Here is a 16,547-nt window from a genome sequence, read left to right on the forward strand (position 1 = left end):
GTCTTCAGCGCTGGCGTTCCACCGCCGGACGGGCGAGCAGAAGGCGCAACGAGGCCCCCAGCGTTTCGCCATGACCCAGGCCGTCGAGCGGCTGGAAGTCCAGCGTGAGCCCGGCAACCCGGTGCAGGTCATCTACCAGCCGCGCCATCGCCTGGCCCGGCTCGGCTTTCAGCGAGCCGCGCGGGCTGGCCGGTTCGGCGCTGCCGCGCCAGAGCAGGAGTTCCGCGCGCTTTCCGCGCAGGCGCTGTTCGAGCCCCGCTCGCTCGCCGAGGATCGCCCCGTCGCGCCACCACAGCGACGGGCTGGCCGCGGCGTAGAGGGCGAACTCGCCGGGACGGGTGAACAGTGCGTGGAGCACCAACAAGCCGCCGTAGGAGTGTCCCCAGAGGGTTTGTCGCGCAGTGTCCAGGGGCGCCTGCGCCGCCACGGCCGGGCGCATGCCGTCGCGCAGCAGGTCGAGGAAGGCGTCGGCGCCGCCGCTGGGCAGGCCGTTGAGCGGGTCGCGCTGATCGGCCTGGCCGGGACTCGCCGGGGTGTAGTCGAAGGTACGCCCGGCGCGGTCGATGCGCAGCGGCGTGCGGTAGCCGATGGCGACCAGCAGCGGTGCGTCGCCGTCGGCCAGGCGTCTCAGGGTGGACGCGTCGAGGGCGCCGACGGCGGCGTTGCCGTCGAGCATCCAGACCACCGGGTAGCCGGCGGCGGGCGGTGCCTGCAGCGGTCGGCCGAGCCACAGCCGGTAATGCCGCTGGCCATCGACGGAGTCCAGGTCCACGGCGCTGAAGCGATAGGGCAGGTCCTGGCGTTGCAGCAGGCTGCGGTCCATGGTCGCCTCGGGGTCCGGTTGCGCCAGCGGCGCGCCGCCGGGCAGGGCCGCCGCCAGGGCGAGGCCCAGGGCGGCGACGAGCAGGGAGGTTCTCATCAGGCTTTCTCGTTATGGCTCAGAACGACGCGGTCAGGCTGGTATAGAAGGTCCGTCCGGGCTCGTTGTAGGTCGCCGCGCCGGCCCCGTCGATGCCGACCACGCCCTGGGCATTGCCGGCGCGGAACAGGCGCTTGTCGAACAGGTTGTCGACGCCGGCGCCGAGGCTCAGGTTCTTGCTCAACCGATAGGTGCCGCCGAGGCCGGCGATGGCGTAGGGCGAGAGCTGGTCGTTGGCGCTGCCGGTGACACGGTCGCCGTGATAGTCGTATTTCTTCGGCTTCTGCTTGCCGTACCAGGTGACCGTGGCTTGCAGCGAGAGGTCGTCGGTGGCCTGCCAGTCGAGCATCGAGTTGAGGGTGTAGCGCGGCGTCACCGAGAGCACGTCGCCGGTTTCCTTGTTCTTCGATTGCAGCATGTAGGTGAAGTTGTTGCTCCACTTCAGGCCGTCGGCCAGGGGCAGGGTCAGGGTGCCTTCGAGGCCCTCGACCACCGCCTTGGGCACGTTCTCCCACTGGTAGATCGCCGCGTTGGCGTAGTCGCCCTTGCCGCCGCTGGCGTGGTCGACCGGTGACAGGCCGGATTCGATCTTGTTCTTGTAGTCGTTGCGGAAGTAGGTCAGCCCCGCTACCAGGCCGTCGTGGCTGTACTCGATGCCCAGTTCCTTGTTCATGCTGGTCTCGGCCTTGAGGCCGTCGTTGCCGCGCAGGTAGCAACTGGTGCTTTGCCCGTAGCAACCCTGGCCACGGCTGTAGAGCAGGTAGTCGGGGTTCAGCTGGTACAGGTTGGGGGCCTTGTAGGCGCGGGCGATACCGGCCTTCAGGGTGACCCGCTCGGTGAGCGCGTGGGACAGGTTCAGCGATGGGCTCCAGTTGTCGCCGACGATGTCGTGGTGGTCCCAGCGCAGGCCTGGGGTGAGCATGGTGCCGGGCATCAGCTCGATGTTGTCCTCGGCGAACAGCGAGAAGATCCGCGCTGAGGAACTGCTGCTGCGGTTCTTTCCGGCGAGACCGGGGATCGAGCCGCCTTCCTCGGTGTTCTGGGTGTTGGAGCTGGGGTCGTCGAGCTTCTGCTCGGTCCACTCGCTGCCGAGGGTCAGGGTCTGCTCGTAGCCCAGGTGCAGCGGCAGGTTGACCTCGCCGTGGGCGGTCAGGTCGCGCAGGGTGGCGGTGTAGAAGCCGGCGTTGTTGGGGTCGAAGATACCTTCGGTGCCGCCGGCCAGGCCTTCGTTGATCCGGCTGTTGCGGGTCTTCTCGTACTGCAGGTAGGCCAGCGAGCTGCCGAAGTCCCATTCGCCGCGATGGGTGACCGAGTAGGTCTCGCGGTACATGCGGTTGGTCTCGTGGCCGAGCATCTGCTTCACGTAGTTGTTGCTGTTGGTGTTCTGCGTGTCGCCGGTGTAGATGTTGCCCTGGCGGCTGAAGCCGGCCTCGAACTCGAGGGTCTGCTCGGGCGTCAGGCGCCAGCTGAGCAGCCCGTCGATGTCCTTGTTGCGCACGCCTTCGCGACCGGCGGGGAGGGTGCCGGCCTGCTTGCCGGTACGGTTGGATTCGTGGCCGGCGTTGATGTCCCAGTCGTCCGAGTCGGTCTTGGCGATGTTGCCGTAGACGCGGTAGCTGAGGTTTTCCGTGAGCGGCCCGTTGAGACCGAAGCTCATCCGTTCGCTGGCGCCTTCGGCCTTGTGTTGCGGGAAATTGCTGTAGACGCTGAGATTACCGTGGGTTTCCGCGCCGGCCTGCTTGGTGATGATGTTCACCACGCCGCCCGCCGCGCCGTTGCCGTAGCGCGCCGCCGCCGGGCCGCGGATCACTTCGATGCGCTCGACCTGGTCGGCCGGCACCCAGTTGGTGTCGCCGCGGCTGTCGCGCTCGCCGCGCCAGCCGTAGCGCACCGAGTTGCGCGAGCTGACCGGCTTGCCGTCGACCAGGATCAGGGTGTTCTCCGGGCCCATGCCGCGGATGTCGATCTGCCGGTTGTTTCCACGCTGGCCGCTGGAGCTGTTGCCGGTCAGGTTGACCCCCGGCATGGTCCGGATGATCTGCGACAGGTCGTTGCTCGGCGGTCGCTTGGCGATGTCCTCGGCGGTGATGATGGAAACCCCCGGCGCCTGCTTGGTTTCCTCCTGGGCGGTGGCGACCACGGTCTGCTCGCCCAGCTCGATGACGGAGCCGTCGCCCTGGCCGGCGGCGTGTACGGCGTTGGCGAGCAGGCAACTGGACAGCAGCAGGAAGGGAACGGCGGGAAGGGCGCGTGAGGACATCGGTGATCTCCGGGCAATGCAGCGAAATGCAAGAGATCACAAATGATATTGATTGTTATTTGAGAGTAAAGCGCATTAACTTTCTAAACACTTCGCCCTCAGGCGGCCGCCGGCAGCCACAGGTGCAGGCACAATCCGGGCTTGCCGTTGCTGGCCCAGAGCCGGCCGCCCTGTAGCTCGATGGCGCGCCGGGCGATCGCCAGGCCGAGGCCGAAACCTTCGCCGGCGCTATCGTCCAGGCGCTGGTAGGGGAGGAAGATGCGTTCCAACTGGTCTTCCGCCACGCCAGGGCCCTGGTCCTGCAGGCGCAGGTGCCAGAAGTCGCCCTCGCGCTCGCCGTCGAGGCTGACCGTGCCGTCCTCGGGCGAGTGACGGATGGCGTTGCGCAGGAGGTTTTCCATGGCCTGGGCCAGGCTGTCCAGATGTACCTCGACGCGACAGTCGACGCCCAAGCGGCAGGGTAGCCGCGCCGGGTCCCAGCCGCTTTCGAAACAGGCGTCATCGCGCAGCGCTTCCCACACCGACAGCGCCAGCACCGGCTCGGTGGGCAGTTGCGGGCGCTCGGTGTCCATCCAGGCGAGGTCGAGGGTGTCTTCCAGCAGTCGTTGCATGTCGCCGATTTCGCGATCCAGGCGCTGGCGCAACTGTTCCGGCGGTAGCTCGCTGTCGTGGGCGATGCGCAGGCGCGCCAGCGGCGTGCGCAGTTCGTGGGACAGGGTGCGCAGCAGCAGGCGCTGCTGGGCGAGACTCAGGCGCAGGCGCTCGGCCATGTGCTCCAGGGCCTGGGCCAGCTCGCCCAGTTCGTCGCGGCGGGCCGCCAGCGGTGCGGCGAGGGGAGTGCTTTCCAGTTCGTCGGCGCGCAGGGCGTCGGCGCGATCGCGCAAGCGGTTCAGCGGCACCACCAGGTGGCGATAGAGCAGCAGGCCGAGCAGGGCGGCCAGCAGGGTCGGGACTATGCCGTGGGTGACCAGGTGGGTCCAGGGGGTCAGCCCGCCGGGCAGCAGGCGCTCCGGTAACTGGATTACCAGCCGGCCCTGCTCGGGATGTCCGGGGAACTCGATGCTGACGTACGGCAGTTCGTCCTGCAGGCGTCGGCTCATCGGCCAGTCGAGCTTGCGCATGAAGGTGAGGTGGCTCGACTCCTCGGCGCTTAGCGGCGTGCTGCCGAGGCTTTCCAGGTACGGTCCGACCAGCGCCACCCAGGTATCTTCCTTCGCCGACAGTTCCTTGCGGAAGCGTTCGGCGCCCGCGGCGCCCTCGCTGCGCCAGGCATCCTCCGCCTGCCGCGCGTAGTCCGCCAGGTAGCTGCGGTCGGCCGGGGCGAGGAAGTAGGTGCTGCGCTCCACCGACAGGCCCCAGGTGTAGATCAGCCAGGTCAGCAGCAGGCAGAAGCCGACCTGCAACAGCGCCAGTTTCCATAACAGCGGGTGCCTGCGCATCAGGGGTGTTCCGTCTCCACCAGCAGGTAGCCCTGGCCGCGTACCGCCTGGATCTGCAGGTGACGGACGGCGACCGCGGCGAGTTTGCGCCGCAGGTTGCAGACGTGCACGTCGAGACCGCGGTCGAGGCGCGTGTAGCTGCGGTGCAGCACGCTCCGGTAGAGGAACGGCTTGCTCAGCGCCTCGCCAGCGTGTTCGCGGAGCGTCGCCAGGAGGCGGTACTCGGATGGCGTCAGCCCCGCCGGAAGGCCCTGGTGGAGCACATCCTGGGCCTGGTCGTCGAACACCAGCCGGGTATCCCGCCGCTGCGCCGACGGTAGGCGGTCCAGTCGTACGCGGCGCAGCAGGGCGTCGGTGCGGGCATCCAGCTCGGCCAGGCTGAACGGCTTCGGCAGGTAGTCGTCGGCGCCGCGGGTGAAGCCGCTGATGCGATCCTGTTCGGCGCCCAGGGCCGACATCAGCATCACCGGCGTGGCCTGCTCGCGGCGCAGCGACTCCAGCAGGGCCAGGCCGTCGAGGCCGGGTAGCATGATGTCCAGCAACACCAGGTCGAACGCTTCGCGCCCGGCGGCTTCCAGTCCGTGCGAGCCATCGCCGCAGACGGTTACGCGGAAGCCGCGCCGGCGGAAATGCGCGTCGAGATCCTCGCGTAGGCGCGGGTCGTCTTCGACCAGCAGCAGGCGGGGAGATGGGATTGAAATATGAGAATGATTCACGTTCGTGAATATCTCATTTTTGCCGGGTATCGGGCAATGGGCCAATGCGCCGCAGCGTGCTCGGAGCGGAAATACTTTTCGACAAAGCCGTCGTTGCTTCGGCTTTGGTTCTGGCTTAGGGTCGGCGGGTCCGCAGGAGGCGGGCAGGAGTGTCGTGGCTATTGGCCAGCCTTTCGCGACGGCACTGGGTTGTACGATCATCTGGCGCGCTGCTGGCGCGTTGTTCGGGCCGCCCGCCGCAGGTGACTATCAAGGAAGATTCCCCATGCTGTTCTCCCAACACACCCGCCTGGTACACGTGGACTCCCCGCTGGGACCCGAGGTCCTGCAACTGCAACGGCTGGAGGGTCGCGAAGAGCTGGGCCGGCTGTTCAGCCACGAGCTCGAACTGGTCTCGAGCAATCCCGCCTTGCCTCTGGATGCCCTGTTGGGCAAGCCGATGAGCCTCGCGCTGGAACTCCCCGGCGGCAGCCGGCGGTATTTCCACGGCATCGTCGCGCGCTGTAGCCAGGGCGCCGGCGCCGGCCAGTTCGCCAGCTACCAGGTCACCCTGCGGCCCTGGCTGTGGCTGCTGACGCGCACCTCCGACTGCCGCATCTTCCAGAACCAGAAGGTCCCGGACATCATCAAGCAGGTGTTCCGCGACCTTGGCTTCTCCGACTTCGAGGACGCCCTGAGCCGCTCCTACCGCGAGTGGGAATACTGTGTGCAATACCGCGAGACCAGCTTCGATTTCGTCAGCCGGCTGATGGAGCAGGAAGGCATCTACTACTGGTTCCGCCACGAAAAGAAGCGCCACATCCTGGTGCTCTCCGATGCCTACGGCGCGCACCACAGCCCGGCCGGCTACACCAGCGTGCCCTATTACCCGCCGAGCCTCGGCCACCGCGAGCGCGACCACTTCTTCGACTGGCACATGGCGCGCGAGGTCCAGCCCGGCTCGCTGAGCCTCAACGACTACGACTTCCAGCGTCCCGGCACCCGCCTGGAAGTGCGCTCCAATGTCGGGCGCGCCCATGCCGCGGCCGACTACCCGCTCTACGACTACCCTGGCGAGTATGTGCAGAGTCAGGACGGCGAACACTATGCACGGACCCGCATCGAGGCGATCCAGACCCAGTACGAGCGAGTTCGCCTGCGGGGATGCGCCAGGGGTATTGGGGCGGGCCATCTGTTCCACCTGAGCAACTACCCGCGCCTGGACCAGAACCGCGAATACCTGGTGGTTGGCGCCGAGTACCGGGTAGTCCAGGAACTCTACGAGACCGGTAATGGCGGGGGCGGCGCGCAGTTCGAGAGCGAGCTGGACTGTATCGACGCCGGCCAGGCTTTCCGCCCCTTGCCGTCGACCCCGGTGCCGGTGGTGCGTGGCCCGCAGACCGCGGTGGTGGTCGGGCCCAAGGGCGAGGAGATCTGGACCGACCAGTATGGCCGGGTCAAGGTGCATTTCCACTGGGACCGCCACGACCAGTCCAACGAGAACAGCTCCTGCTGGATGCGCGTCTCGCAGGCCTGGGCCGGGAAGAACTGGGGCTCGATCCAGATCCCGCGGATCGGCCAGGAAGTGATCGTCAGCTTCCTCGAAGGCGACCCGGACCGGCCGATCATCACCGGGCGGGTCTACAACGCCGAGCAGACGGTGCCCTACGAGCTGCCGGCGAACGCTACCCAGAGCGGCACCAAGAGCCGTTCGAGCAAGGGCGGCACGCCGGCCAACTTCAACGAGATCCGCATGGAGGACAAGAAGGGCGCCGAGCAGTTGTTCATCCATGCCGAGAGGAACCAGGACATCGAGGTCGAGAACGACGAGAGCCACTGGGTCGGCCACGACCGGACCAAGACCATCGACCACGACGAGACGGTGCATGTGAAGCACGATCGCACCGAGACCGTGGACAACAACGAGACCATCACCGTGCATGCCAACCGCAGCAAGACGGTCGACCGCAACGAGACGGTCAGGATCGGCATGAACAAGACGGAAACCATCCTCATGGCCTCGTTGCAGAACGTCGGCATGGGGCGCATGGAAAACGTCGGGCTCGGCTACAGCCTGAACGTCGGCATGATGATGAACACCGTGGTCGGGCTGAACCAGAGCACCCAGGTGATGAAGAAGAAGACCTTGTCGGTGGGCGATAGCTACGAAGTGAGCGTGGGCGGCAGCGACGATGGCTCTAAGATCACCCTGGACGGTCAGAGCATCACCCTCGGCAGCCAGCGCATCGAGCTGACCGCCGACCGCGAGATCCTCTTGCGCTGCGGCCAGAGCACGATCCGCCTGACGCCGGGGGAGATCGAGATCCTCTCGCCCAATGTCGATATCAACTGTTGAGCGGCGGGCGGATGTCCTGTCGCGGCTTTTCCCAAGGAAGGATGGATAGATGAGCGGCCTACCGGTTTCCCATGTCGGCGAGAAAGTCTCGGGAGGGGTTATCTCCACCGGCTCGCCCACCGTGCACGTCGGCAGCAGCGCGGTCGGCCTGGCCGACCGGGTGTCCGCCTGCGTGCCGTTGGTGGGCAAGCCGGTCAACCCGATGCTCGGCAGCAAGCTGCTGCCGGAAGAGGTCGATTTCGCCCTGGCGGCGCCGGACACCTTCACCTTCGCCCGTGGCTACCTGTCGAGCAACCCCCGTATCGGCCGGCTCGGCCGGGGCTGGTGGCTGCCGGGCGAGAGCATGCACCTGGAACTGAGCGAAGACGCCTGCGTGCTGGTCGACGCCCAGGGCCGCCGGATCGGCTTTCCTGCGCTGGCTCCCGGCGCCCAGCATTATTCCGGCAGCGAGGAGCTGTGGCTGCGCCGCGGCGGTTCGAGCGGCGGCGAAGCGCAGGCCTGGCGCGGGCGCTGGGCGGCGGTGCCGGCCGAACTGCAGACGCAGGAGGGCTCCGTGCTGGTGCTGTCCGGCCACAGCTACCTGCATTTCCAGCGTTGCCCCGACGGTATCTGGCGCCTGCAGGCCAGCTTCGGCCGCGCCGGCTACCGCACCGAGTTCCGCTGGAGCGGACGTGGCCTGCTCACCGGCGTGCGCGACAGCGCCGGGCGCAGCTATGCGCTGGTCTACCAGCAAGCCTGCGAGCCGAGCGAGGGCGACGACGGCCTGCGTCTGTTCGGCGTGATCCTGGCCAGCCACGACGGACCGCCTCCGGACTACATCGATCCGCAGAGCCCGGGGCTCGACTGGCTGGTGCGCTACCAGTTCAGCGACAGCGGCGATCTGATCGCCGTGCGCGACCGTCTTGGCCAGGTGGTCCGGGTATTCGCCTGGCGCGAGCACATGCTGGTCGCCCACGGCGAACCGGGCGGGCTGGAGGTTCGCTACGAGTGGGATGTCCATGCTCCGCACGGGCGGGTCGTGAAGCAGATCGAGGCGGGCGGCCTGACCCGTACCTTCCGCTACCTGCGCGATGCCACCGAGGTCAGCGACAGCCTCGGCCGCGTCGAACGCTACGAGTTCGCCGGCGAGGGCGGGCAGCGGCGCTGGACCGCGCTGGTCAGGGCCGACGGCAGCCGTAGCGAGTTCGACTACGACCTGTTCGGCCGCCTGGTCGCCATGCGCGATCCGCTGGGACGGGAGACGCGGCGCCGGCGCGATGGCCAGGGGCGGATGCTCGAGGAGGAGTCGCCGGGCAAGGCGCGCTATCGCAAGCGCGTCGACGAAGAGACCGGGCTGCTGGTCGAGCTGGAGGACGCGATGCAGCGCCGCTGGACCTTCGAGCGCGACGAACGGGGCAATGCGACGACGGTGCGCGGCCCGGCCGGCAGCACCCGCTACGCCTACGAAGACCCGCGCCTGCCCGACCGGCCGACGCGAATCGTCGACCCGCGCGGCGGCGAGCGGCGCCTGGAGTGGAACCGCTTCGGCCTGTTGGCCGCGTTGACCGATTGTTCCGGCCAGGTCTGGCGTTACGACTACGACAACGAAGGACGTTTGGTCGCCAGCAGCGACCCGCTGGGACAACTGACCCGGCGCCGCTACGACCCGCTGGGGCAACTGATCGGCCTGGAATTGGCCGACGGCAGCGCCCTGAGCTATGAATACGACGCCCTTGGGCGGCAGACCCGTATCGCCGATGCCGAGGGGCACGCCACGCTGTTTTCCTGGGGGCACGGCGATCTGCTGGCGCGGGTTTCCGACGCCGGCGGCGGCGAATTGTCCTACCTGCACGACGAAGCCGGCAGGCTGGTCGCCCTGACCAACGAGAACGGCGTCCAGGCGCAGTTCCGCTACGACCTGCTGGACCGTCTGGTGGAAGAGACCGGCTTCGACGGTCGTCGCCAACGCTATCGCTACAACGCCGCTGACGAACTGATCGCCCGCGAGGATGCCGACGGTCGCGAGACCACCTATGCCTACGACCGCGACGGCCGCCTGGCGAGCATCCGGGTTCCCGCCACCGAGCACGCACCGGCCCTGGTCGAGCGTTACCGCTGGTTGGCCGACGGCCGCCTGGCCAGCGCCGGCGGGGCGGATTGCGAGGTGCGCTACACGTACGACGAGGTCGGTAACCTGCGCCTGGAAAGCCAGGTACATGCCGACGGTTGGGTCTACAGCGTCGAGCACAGCCACGACGCGCTAGGCGTGCGCCAGACCAGCCGCTACGGCGACGCGCCGCCGGTCGCCTGGCTGACCTATGGCCCGGGTCATCTGCACGGCGCGCTGGTCGGTGCGGTCGAGCTGGCCTTCGAGCGCGATGCCCTGCACCGTGAGGTGCGTCGCGACGCCCGCCGCGACGGGCAGGATGACGCGTTGTTCACCCAGGAGCGCCAGCACGCGCCGCTGGGACGCCTGCAGCGCAGCCGCCTGCGTCTGGCCGGCGGTTTCGACTGGCAGCGCGGCTATCGCTACGACGGACTTGGACAACTGGTCGGCATCGACGACAACCAGTATCCGTCGGTGCGCTACGAATACGACCTCGGCGGTCGCCTGCTGGCCAGCCGGCGCGCTGGCGCGGCGGCCAGCACCTACCGCTACGATGCCGCCGGCAACCGCCTGGAGGGCGTCGGCGAGTACGCGCGCGAGGACGCTCGCCAGGCATTCGCCGAGAACGAACTGTACCGCTCCGGTTTCAGTCGCTCCGAGGCGCGCGCGAGCCAGGCCGGCGAAGGCCCGGCGCGCTGGGCCGGCAACCGCGTGGAGAGGATCGCCGGCAACCGCTATCGCTTCGATGCGCTGGGCAACCTGGTCGAGCGTATCGGCGCCGACGGCGAGCGCCTGCGCCTGGCCTACGACGGCGCGCAGCGCCTGGTCCATCTGACGCGCGATTACGCCGACGGCACGCGGCTGGAGGCGCGCTACCGCTACGACGCGCTGTCGCGACGGATCGCCAAGGTGGTGCTGCGCGACGGTGTCGAGCAGCAGGTGCGCTTCGGTTGGGACGGCGATCGCCAATGCGCCGAAGCCTTTGCGCGGGAACTGCGCACCACCGTTCACGAACCGGGCGGTTTCGTCCCGTTGCTGCGCCTGGAGCAGGCCTGCGAGCCCGATCCCCCGGAGCTGCTGCAACTGCGCCAGGCGTTCGCCGCCGAAGGCCAGCCGCTGCCGGCGCAATGCGTGCCGGCGCTGGGCGAGGCGCGGATCGCTTTCTTCCACACCGATCACCTCGGTACCCCCCTGCAGCTGAGCGACGAACGTGGCCAACTGCGTTGGCAGGGCGTTCCGGACGACTGGCGGGCGGTAGCGCCGGAACGACAGCCGGGTGCGCAGCCGATCCGCTTCCAGGGGCAGTACCACGATGAGGAAAGCGGCCTCTACTACAACCGCTACCGTTACTACCTGCCGGAAGCCGGGCGCTATGCCAGCCAGGACCCGCTCGGCCTGGGCGGTGGCCCCAACCCCTATGCCTACGCGCTGAACGCGCCCACGCTGGCCTACGATCCCACCGGCCTGATCATCCCGCTGGTGGTGATCGGCGCCTTCGCCGCCCGCGCCGCGATCGGAGCGGCGCTGGGCGCCGGCATCGAGCTGGGGATGCAGACCGGCAAGCAGGTGCTGGGGCAGATGAAGGACAACTGGGACAGCGATCGCGACCTCACCGATATCAAGTGGAAGTGCATCGACATCAACTGGAAACACGTCGGCGCCTCGGCGGCCATCGGCACCGTGGCGCCGGGCATGCTCAGCACCGGCAAGACCGTGGTGCAGTCCGCCAAGGCGATCAGGACCCTTTCCGGACAGGCGGCCAACACCGCCAACCGCGCGGCCAAGCTGGCCGCGCGCAAGGCCGCCCATGCCGATACCATCAAGAAGGCCGTGGCCACCCAGGCCGCCTGGCAGACGGGCAAGCAGATCGTCAAATGCCCACTGAAGGACGAAGAAGAGGAGTGTCCGCCGCAATGATCAAGCATTACCTGCTGATGACCCTCGTCTGCATACCGCTGGCGTTGCTCTACGTCTGCCTGGAATGGTTCTTCGGCAACACCTGGGTGACCGTCGGGGTGTTCTTCGGCGTGCTCGTCGTGCTGCGCCTCGGGCTCTACCTCTACCGCCGCTCGAAGGGCATCAGGGACGGCTACCTGGACGAGTGAGGCCGACCCGGCATCGCGGAGCATCGACCCATGCAGGGCCTCTTCGTCAATGGCTCCGCCAGTCTTCCGCCGCCGATGCTGTCGCGCAGGCGCTGCTGGCGGCGTTCGCCTGGTAACCTGGCGACCTGCCTGTCTTCTTTGCCAAGGTCCGAGGAGCCGACCATGCACGACCTGCCTACCTACGACGATGTGATCGCCGCCGCCGCGCGGATCGCCGGGCATGCCAACCGCACGCCGGTGATGTCCTCGCGTACCCTTGACGAAGAACTCGGCGCGGAAGTCTTCTTCAAATGCGAAAACCTGCAGCGCATGGGAGCGTTCAAGTTCCGCGGCGCCTTCAACGCGCTGTCGCGGTTTTCCGCCGAGCAGCGTGCCGCCGGGGTGGTGGCGTTCTCCTCCGGCAACCACGCCCAGGCCATCGCCCTCTCGGCGCGCTTGCTGGGGATCCCGGCGACCATCGTGATGCCGGCCGACGCGCCGGCGGTGAAGATCGAGGCGACCCGTGGCTACGGCGGGCAGGTAGTGCTCTATGACCGCTATACGGAAGATCGCGAGCAGATCGGCCGCGACCTGGCGCAGCGCCATGGCCTGACCCTGATCCCGCCCTACGATCACCCCGACGTGCTGGCCGGGCAGGGCACCGCGGCCAAGGAACTGTTCGAAGAAGTCGGTCCGCTGGACGCCTTCTTCGCGCCCCTCGGCGGCGGCGGCTTGCTCTCCGGCTGCGCCCTGGCGATCCGCGCGCTGGCGCCGGCCTGCCGGATCTACGGGGTGGAGCCGGAGGCCGGCAACGATGGCCAGCGTTCGCTGCGCAGCGGCGCCATCGTGCATATCGATACGCCGCAGACCCTCGCCGATGGCGCCCAGACCCAGCATTTGGGCAATCTCACCTTCCCGCTGATCCAGCGCAACGTCGATGACATCCTCACCGCCAGCGACGCCGAACTGGTGGATGGCATGCGCTTCCTCGCCGCGCGGATGAAGCTGCTGGTCGAGCCCACCGGTTGCCTCGGCCTGGCCGCCGCCCGCCAGCGCAAGGACGAATTGCGCGGCAAGCGGGTCGGGATCCTGCTCAGCGGCGGTAACGTCGACCTGGCGCGTTTCTGCGCCTTGCTCGGCGGCTAGCCGGCCGCTAGAGGCCGAGTCCTTCGCTGGCTGCCCAGCGCGCCATCAGGCGGTTCGACGGCAGGCTTTCGTCGAGCAGCTTGCGCGCGCTTTCCACCCCCGCGACCGGCAGGCCCTGCGGGTCGAGCAGGCCGATCTGCACCAGCACGCCGGCCTGGTCCCAATAGATGTGCTCGTGGTAAAGGCGGTCGCCGCGAAAGCGCACCACGCCGAGCATGGGGATTTCCACGAAGCGCCCGGTGGGTGGGACGCCGGGCAGCAGCCAGTCGATCTCGCAGCTGTGGGTGAAGCGCATGACGAACTCGTCGACCACCTGCAGCGCCCCCACCGTCCGCGAAATCGGCGTGAGGGTCATGTCCGGCGGGTTGCCGTGGATGAAGTGATGGCGGTAGAAGCGGCTCAGTTCGCGCTGGCCGACGCCGCCGGTGAGGGTCGGGACATGGTTGACGTAGGGCTCGGCGACCATGGTCGCCATGGTCGCGGCTACGTCGCGGGTATCGAACTCGTGGCGCACATGCTCGTCCCACAGCGCGGAGAGGTCGAAGTTCGGCCCGATCTCCCGCTTCAGGGCGGCGATGCTGCGTTCGTGAGCCATCAGGTAGGCCGGTTTGTCGAAGTGCATGCCGCCGACGCGGGCGAAGGCGTGATCGACGCCGGGGTAGAGGTACAACTCGGTCTTGGGCAGGTTGCGCAGGCAGGGCAGGATCGCGTCGCGGGCCTGCTGCGGGCAGTAGGCGTCCTGTTCGGCGAAATGCAGCACCAGCCGGCCCTTGATCTGTTTCGCCTCGTCGAGCAGCGCCTCGATGCCCATGCCGTAGTAGCCCACCGAGCAGGAGACGTCGGTGCGCGTCGCGGCGAGGTAGGCCAGCTTGCCGCCCATGCAGAAGCCGACGAAGCCGATCCCGGCGTGGACCACCTCCTCGCGTTGGCGCAGGTGCTCGATACAGGCGGCGATGTCGTCCACCGCGGCGTCCAGGTCGATGCGCTGGAACAGCTCGATGGCCTTGGCGAAGGCCGCTTCGTCGTAGCCCAGGTCGACCCCCGGCTGCAGCCGCCAGAACAGGTCGGGGACCAGGGCCACGTAGCCCTCTTCGGCGTACAGGTCGGCCACCGCGCGCATGTTCGCGTTGACGCCGAAGATTTCCTGACCGATCACCACGCCCGGCCCCTTGCCGCTGGCGGGGAGCGCGAGATACGCGTCGAACCGGCCGCTGCCGTCGGACGCGGCGATGCTGACGTACTGTCCCATGCCTGGATTCCTCATCGGGTTGTTGTTGGAGTGGGAAAACGGGAAAGCGAAGCGAACCAGCCTAGTAGGAACCGGTCGGCGGGTCATTGGCTATCCGCATGCTGGCGGGAGGGTATCCGGATTGTCCGGGAGCGAGGGGCGGGAGGCGGCGCGCTCCTCGGCGAGCCGCTCGCGGATACCGCTCAGGCCCGCTGGCGCTGCCAGGGCGGGCCAGCGGCGAACCGCGCTTCCACCCATTGGCGGAACGCGCTGGCCGCCGCCGTGGCGTAGCGCGCCGAGGGGCGCACCAGGTAGACGCCGGCGTCGGCGTCCAGTTGCCACTCCGGCAGCACCCGTACCAGCCTGCCGGCTTCGAGGTCGCGGCTCATCAGCCACTCGCCGGCGGCGAAGATGCCCAGGCCCTGGCGTGCGGCGCAGAGCAGGGCTTCGTTGTCGTTGCTGACCATCGAGCCGCGTACCCGCACGGGCCGCTGTTCGTCCTGGCGGGTCAGCTTCCATTCCGGGTACGAGTGCAGTCCGCTGAAGCCGAGGCAGTTGTGTGCCGCCAGGTCGGCCGGGATACGCGGTACCCCATGCCGCTCCAGGTAGTCGGGAGCGGCACCGAGGATGCGCCGATGGGCGCACAGCCGCCTGGCCACCAGGCGGCTGTCGGCCAGTTCGCCGACCCGGATCGCGAGGTCGAAGCCTTCCGCGATGATGTCGACGAAGCGCTCCGAATAGTCGGTTTCCAGCACCACCTGCGGATGCGCCAGGGCGAACTCCGCCAGCAGCGGACCGAGCCAGAGCCGGCCCATCGCCGACGGCAGGGCGATGCGCAGGCGTCCGCGCAGTTGCGCGGCGCCCAGGCTGGCTTCGTGCTCGGCCTCGTCGAGCAGGTCGACGGCCTGGCGGAAGCGGCTCGCCAGGCGCTCGCCTTCATCGGTGAAGCGCAGTTGCCGGGTGGTGCGTTCGACCAGGCGGATGCCGAGGCGACGCTCCAGTGCGCCGAGCCGCTTCGAGAGCACCGAGGGATGTCGTTGCAGGGCGCGGCCGGCGGCGGCGAACGAACCGTGCTCGGCCAGGGCCAGGAGCGTGGCGACTTCATCGGCCTGCCGGCTGTCGAACGGTTGCATGCATGCGCCTCTTGCGAGTGGGTCAGGGCAAGAGTACCAGCGCGCCTTGCGAGCGTCCCTCCAGCAGATCGGTATGCGCCACGGCCGCCTCGGCCAGCGGGTAGCGCCGCCAGACCCGGGGCTGGATGACACCGTCTGCATGGGCGCGCAGCACAGCCTGCGCGCGTAGCCGGTATTCCTCCGGGTTGGCGGTGTGGGCGGCGAGCGAGGGACGGGTGAGGAACAGCGAACCCTTGGCGTTGAGGGTGGCGACTTCGACGGCTGGCGGCACGCCGGAGGTAGCGCCGAAGGACACCAGCAGGCCGCGCGGACGCAAGCTGTTCAGGGATGCCTCGAAGGTAGCGCGACCGATGGGGTCGTAGACCACATCGACCTTGCGCCCGGCGGTCAGCTCGGCGACCTGGGCGGCGAGACTGGCCGCGTCGAACACCAGCACCTCGTCGCAGCCGGCAGCCCTGGCCCGCTCGACGCTTTCCGCCTTCGACACCACGCCGATCACCCAGGCGCCCAGGTGCCGGGCCCAGGCCGCCATCAACTGGCCGACGGCGCCCGCCGCGCCGTACAGCAGGATGCGTGTGCCGGGCCCGACGGGGTAGGTGGCGTGCAGCAGGTAGTGCGCGGTGATGCCCTTGAACAGCAGCGCCGCCGCGTCCTCGAAAGCGAGTGTGTCGGGCAGCTTCAGCAAGCGCTCGGCGGGGTAGAGCCGGGCGCTGGCATAGGCGCCCAGCGGGCCGGTGGCATAGGCGACGCGGTCGCCCGGCGCCAGTCCGGAGACTCCCGGACCCAGCGCGGCGACCACTCCGGCGCCTTCCAGGCCGAGGCCGGACGGCAGCGGAATCGGTACCGCTCCCGAGCGCTGGCCGAGGTCCAGCGGATTGACGCCGATGGCGGCCTGCTCCAGCCAGACCTCGCCGGGGCCCGGTTGCTGCGCCTGGACTTGCTCCAGGCGCAGGACCTCGGGGCCTCCGTTTGCGTTGAGGGTGATGCGACTGGGCATGGCGGTCTCCTTGGCTGCGTTCGTCGTTCCGGCAGTCTAATGAAGCATCCGGGGATGACCAGGTAGGTTCTTTGCAGTTTATTGCTGCACCGCATGCAGTAGTGAGACGGTGCTCCAAGGTGACCGAAAGTCGTGTTTCCGTATCGACAGGATTCGCCTAGTGTAAGGCGGCAGCCTGGACGGCCATGGTCCCTGTGGTCGCCG

At 68.4% G+C, this 16,547-nt stretch carries 11 protein-coding genes; 4 read left to right on the top strand and 7 right to left on the bottom strand.

Features of this window, described 5'->3' with window-relative positions; translation table 11 throughout:
- Positions 1 to 4 precede the first annotated feature (4 nt).
- From pfeE to FHW81_RS26335, 4 genes are all read right to left on the bottom strand, one after another.
- Complete coding sequence (pfeE, locus tag FHW81_RS26320; protein WP_023122060.1) at positions 5 to 919, bottom strand: ferric enterobactin esterase PfeE; 915 nt, start codon at positions 917 to 919, stop codon at positions 5 to 7.
- Positions 920 to 938: 19 nt separating this feature from the next.
- Positions 939 to 3,179, bottom strand: a complete 2,241-nt coding sequence (gene pfeA / locus FHW81_RS26325) for a siderophore enterobactin receptor PfeA (RefSeq protein WP_023122061.1) — start codon at positions 3,177 to 3,179, stop codon at positions 939 to 941.
- 98 nt (positions 3,180 to 3,277) lie between these two features.
- Complete coding sequence (pfeS, locus tag FHW81_RS26330; RefSeq protein ID WP_023122062.1) at positions 3,278 to 4,618, bottom strand: two-component system sensor histidine kinase PfeS; 1,341 nt, start codon at positions 4,616 to 4,618, stop codon at positions 3,278 to 3,280.
- Positions 4,618 to 5,334 carry a response regulator transcription factor gene (locus FHW81_RS26335; protein WP_003101494.1) on the bottom strand — a complete coding sequence of 239 codons (717 nt, stop codon included), beginning with the start codon at positions 5,332 to 5,334 and terminating at the stop codon, positions 4,618 to 4,620. The genes pfeS and FHW81_RS26335 overlap by 1 nt, the downstream gene beginning before the upstream one ends.
- A gap of 265 nt (positions 5,335 to 5,599) precedes the next feature.
- On the opposite strand from FHW81_RS26335, the gene tssI reads away from it, so the two are divergent.
- From tssI to FHW81_RS26355, 4 genes are all read left to right on the top strand, one after another.
- Positions 5,600 to 7,669, top strand: coding sequence for a type VI secretion system tip protein TssI/VgrG (gene tssI / locus FHW81_RS26340; protein WP_003113401.1), 2,070 nt, complete (start codon positions 5,600 to 5,602; stop codon positions 7,667 to 7,669).
- Positions 7,670 to 7,718: 49 nt separating this feature from the next.
- The gene (gene tse5, locus FHW81_RS26345) at positions 7,719 to 11,672 is read left to right on the top strand and encodes a type VI secretion system effector Tse5 (protein ID WP_023087235.1); all 3,954 of its coding nucleotides are present in this window, start codon (positions 7,719 to 7,721) and stop codon (positions 11,670 to 11,672) included.
- The gene (locus FHW81_RS26350) at positions 11,669 to 11,860 is read left to right on the top strand and encodes a hypothetical protein (protein WP_003090543.1); all 192 of its coding nucleotides are present in this window, start codon (positions 11,669 to 11,671) and stop codon (positions 11,858 to 11,860) included. Before tse5 ends, FHW81_RS26350 begins: the two co-directional genes overlap by 4 nt.
- Before the next feature lie 162 nt (positions 11,861 to 12,022).
- A complete protein-coding gene (locus tag FHW81_RS26355) occupies positions 12,023 to 12,985 on the top strand; it encodes a threo-3-hydroxy-L-aspartate ammonia-lyase (RefSeq protein ID WP_003090528.1) in 963 nt (320 codons plus the stop codon).
- 7 nt (positions 12,986 to 12,992) lie between these two features.
- Here the strand turns inward: FHW81_RS26355 and FHW81_RS26360 are convergent, their stop codons facing one another.
- The 3 genes from FHW81_RS26360 to FHW81_RS26370 form a co-directional block, all read right to left on the bottom strand.
- Positions 12,993 to 14,234 (bottom strand): dienelactone hydrolase family protein, encoded by a 1,242-nt coding sequence (locus FHW81_RS26360; protein WP_003113399.1) that lies wholly within the window; start codon positions 14,232 to 14,234, stop codon positions 12,993 to 12,995.
- 182 nt (positions 14,235 to 14,416) lie between these two features.
- A complete protein-coding gene (locus FHW81_RS26365; protein ID WP_023087236.1) occupies positions 14,417 to 15,346 on the bottom strand; it encodes a LysR family transcriptional regulator in 930 nt (309 codons plus the stop codon).
- Positions 15,347 to 15,368: 22 nt separating this feature from the next.
- The gene (locus FHW81_RS26370) at positions 15,369 to 16,343 is read right to left on the bottom strand and encodes a quinone oxidoreductase family protein (protein WP_003097735.1); all 975 of its coding nucleotides are present in this window, start codon (positions 16,341 to 16,343) and stop codon (positions 15,369 to 15,371) included.
- Positions 16,344 to 16,547 lie beyond the last annotated feature (204 nt).

Origin of the sequence: Pseudomonas sp. RC10-4-2 (assembly GCF_050433085.1) — a bacterium.
Lineage (GTDB): Bacteria > Pseudomonadota > Gammaproteobacteria > Pseudomonadales > Pseudomonadaceae > Pseudomonas > Pseudomonas aeruginosa.